This window comes from Streptomyces olivaceoviridis (assembly GCF_014650115.1).
Lineage (GTDB): Bacteria > Actinomycetota > Actinomycetes > Streptomycetales > Streptomycetaceae > Streptomyces > Streptomyces olivaceoviridis.
The window spans coordinates 1-3,378 of record NZ_BMUI01000089.1 but is presented as its reverse complement, the minus strand read 5'-3'; the positions used below and the strand labels follow the sequence as shown (position 1 = coordinate 3,378).

General features: G+C 68.1%; 2 protein-coding genes. Both read left to right on the top strand.

Features of this window, described 5'->3' with window-relative positions:
- On the top strand, positions 1–1,707 hold a 1,707-nt coding region (locus IE273_RS42955), incomplete at its 5' end, for a condensation domain-containing protein (protein WP_229888146.1).
- On the top strand, positions 1,704–3,378 hold a 1,675-nt coding region (locus tag IE273_RS42950), incomplete at its 3' end, for a condensation domain-containing protein (protein WP_189820536.1). The genes IE273_RS42955 and IE273_RS42950, both read left to right, overlap by 4 nt.

Sequence of the window (3,378 nt, the reverse complement as noted above, 5' to 3'; positions counted from 1 at the left end):
CTCCCCGCACCCGACCACCACCGACCCGACCTCGACACCACCTACACCCCACCCCGGACGGACATCGAGCGCACCCTCGCCGCGATCTGGTCCGAGATCCTCGGTATCGACACCGTCGGCATCCACGACAACTTCTTCGAATTGGGCGGGGATTCGATCATCAGCATCCAGATGATCGCCCGGGCCAAGAAGTTCGGTGTGCACCTCACTCCGCGGCTGATCTTCAAGCACCAGACGATCGCCGAGATCGCGGTCCAGGCCGGTACGGCCACGCCGGTCGACGCGGAGCAGGGCCGCGTGGTGGGCGAGGTCCCGCTGACACCGATCCAGCACTGGTTCTTCGAGAAGGACCTGCCGGCGTTCGACCACTTCAACCAGGCCGAACTCCTGGTCACCGACGGACTCGACCCCGACGTGCTGCGTCTCGCGCTGGCCGACCTGATCGAGCACCACGACGCGCTGCGCCTGCGCTGCGCGGACGAGGCCGACGGCTGGCGGCAGTACCTGGACGACACCGTGGACACCGGCATCCTCGACGTGCACGACCTGTCCGGTGTCGCGGACGAGGCCCTGGCGCCGGTGTCGCTGGACGTCGCGGAGGAGACGCAGCAGAGCCTCGACCTGGCCAAGGGCCCGCTGCTGAGGGCCGCCCTGCTGGAATTGGGGGCCACGCGCGGGCAGCGGCTCCTCATCGTCGTACACCACCTGGCGGTCGACGGCGTGTCCTGGCGGATACTGCTGGAGGACCTGGGCAGTTGCTACGAGCGGCGGGCCGCCGGACTCGCACCCCTGCTGCCGGCGAAGACGACGTCGTTCCGGTCGTGGGCCCAGCGACTGCACGGCTTCGCCCGATCCGCGCAGGCGCGGGCCGAGTTCGCCTACTGGTCCGAGCCCAAACCGGCCGGCCGGGTGCCCCGTGACCGGGACGGCCGCAACGACCTGGGATCCGCCGTCGGCCTCGTGGCGACGCTCAGCCCCGAGGAGACCCGTGCCCTGCTGCGGGACGTTCCGAGGGCCTTCAGTACCCAGATCAACGACGCGTTGCTCACCGCGCTGGCACACGCCCTGCGCGACTGGACCGGGGACGACGAGATCCTGATCGGTCTGGAGGGACACGGTCGTGAGGATCTGTTCCCCGACGTAGACCTGTCACGGACCGTGGGATGGTTCACGTCCGTCTTCCCCGTCGCCCTGCGACTGGAACCAGGAGCCACCGATGCGGTGGCCTCGCTCGACTCCGTCCGCGAACAGTTGGCGCGGATCCCCAACAAGGGCGTCGGCTACGGCATCCTGCGCCATCTCGGCACCCCGGACGTGGCTTCCGTACTGCGTAGGCAGCCCACTCCGGAAGTGAACTTCAACTACCTGGGGCAGTTCACCAGGGACCTGCCGGGCATCGGACGGTACGCCGGTCCCGAAGAGCCCAAGGGCCACTCGATCAGCCCGGACGGCATGCGCTGGAACGTGCTGGACGTGACCGCCGCCGTCGAGGGCGACACGTTCGGCCTGTACATCAACTACTCGACCGCGCTGCACGACCGGCGCACCGTCGAGCACCTGGCCGACGGTGTCCTCGGCCACCTGCGCGAGCTGATCGCCGGCAGCGCCGACGGAGCCGCCGACGCCCGCAGGGAGTCCCCTGGTGTTCCCCTCACCGATGTCGGTGACGCCGACATGGCCGCGATCCTGAAGAGGTTCTCGATATGAGCGCGCACAACGTGGAAGACGTCTACGGCCTCTCGCCCCTACAGTTCGGCATGCTGTACCACTCGTTGGAGGACACCTCCGACACGCGCCCCTACATGGTGCAGATGACGGAGGAGGTCGAAGGACCCTTCGACGAGACGCTGTTCGGCGCCGCCTGGCAGCAACTCGTCGACCGGCACACGATCCTCCGCAGCGCATTCGTGTGGGAGGGGGTGTCGGAGCCGGTGCAGGTGGTGCAGCGCCGGGCTCCCCTCCCCTTCGAGGTGCGGGATCTGCGCGGCCTGTCCGGCCATGAGGAGCGGCTGAACGCCTTCCTGGCGGAGGACTGGGCCCGAGGGTTCGACCTGTCACGGGCCCCGCTGGTCCGGGTCACCGTGCTGCGCATGACGGAGGAACGCCGCATCGTCGTCTGGTCCTTCCACCACATCCTCCTCGACGGCTGGAGCGTGCAGATCCTTCAGAAGGAGCTGTTCGCCATCTATCGCTCGCTGCTCGACGGCACTCCCGCCGAGTTGCCGCCGACGGTCCCGTACCGCCGGTACATCGAGTGGCTCAACTCCCGCCGGGACGATGACTCCGGAGCGTTCTGGTCCGACTACCTGGCGGGCGTCACCGAGCCCACCGCATTGCACGTCGATCGGGACACCGGTGACACAGGAGTCGGCGAGTTCGAGGTGTGCGCCTCCGCGGAGCTGTTCGCGCGGGCCCGGGACTACGCCAAGTCCCAGCGCGTCACGATGAACACCCTGGTGCAGGGCCTGTGGTCGATCCTGCTCTCACGGTACAGCCGCCAGGACGAGGTGCTGTTCGGCTCGACCATCTCGGGCCGCTCGATCGACTTGCCCGGTGTCGAGTCGATGATGGGCCTGTTCATCAACACGCTGCCGGTGCGCGGCCGGCTCACGGGCGACCTGGTCGTCTCCAAGTGGCTGCGGGATCTCCAGGACGAACAACTGGAGATGCGGCAGTGGGAGTACTGCCACCTGGTCGACGTGCAGAAGCACAGCAGGATCCCGCGCGGCGAGCCGCTGTTCCGGTCCATTCTCGTCTTCGAGAACTACCCGGTCGTGCAGAAGCCGTCGGACTTCCCCGAGGGACTGACCCGGCGCCTGGTGAACTGTGTGGAGCGCACCGGGTACCCGCTGACCCTCGTCGTCTCGGCGGGCCGGGCCCTGGAGTTCCGCTTCGTCTACGACCGGAGCAGGTTCGACGCGGAGACGGTCGAACGCATGGCAGGCCACCTGGAAAGCCTGCTGGCCTCTGTGGTGGACTCGCCCGGGGCACGCATCGGGGAACTCAACATGCTGACGGAGGGGGAGCGGCAGGAGATCCTGGTCGACTGGAATGGTGTCACCGGCCCGTACCCGGACGCGGCGACCATCCATCGGCTGGTTGAGGACCGGGTCGCTGCCGATCCCGATGCGGTGGCTGTGGCCTACGGTGACCAGGAGTGGAGCTACGCCGAGATCAACGCGCGTGCGAACCGGCTGGCCCACCACCTGCGCGGCTCGGGTATCACTGCGGACACTCTCGTGGCCGTCTGTCTGGATCGCTCGCCGGATCTGATCGCCAGTGTCCTGGGGATTTTGAAGGCGGGTGCCGCGTTCGTCCCTCTGGATCCGGACTATCCCGCTGACCGCATCACGTACATGGTCGAGGACGCGAGCGCTC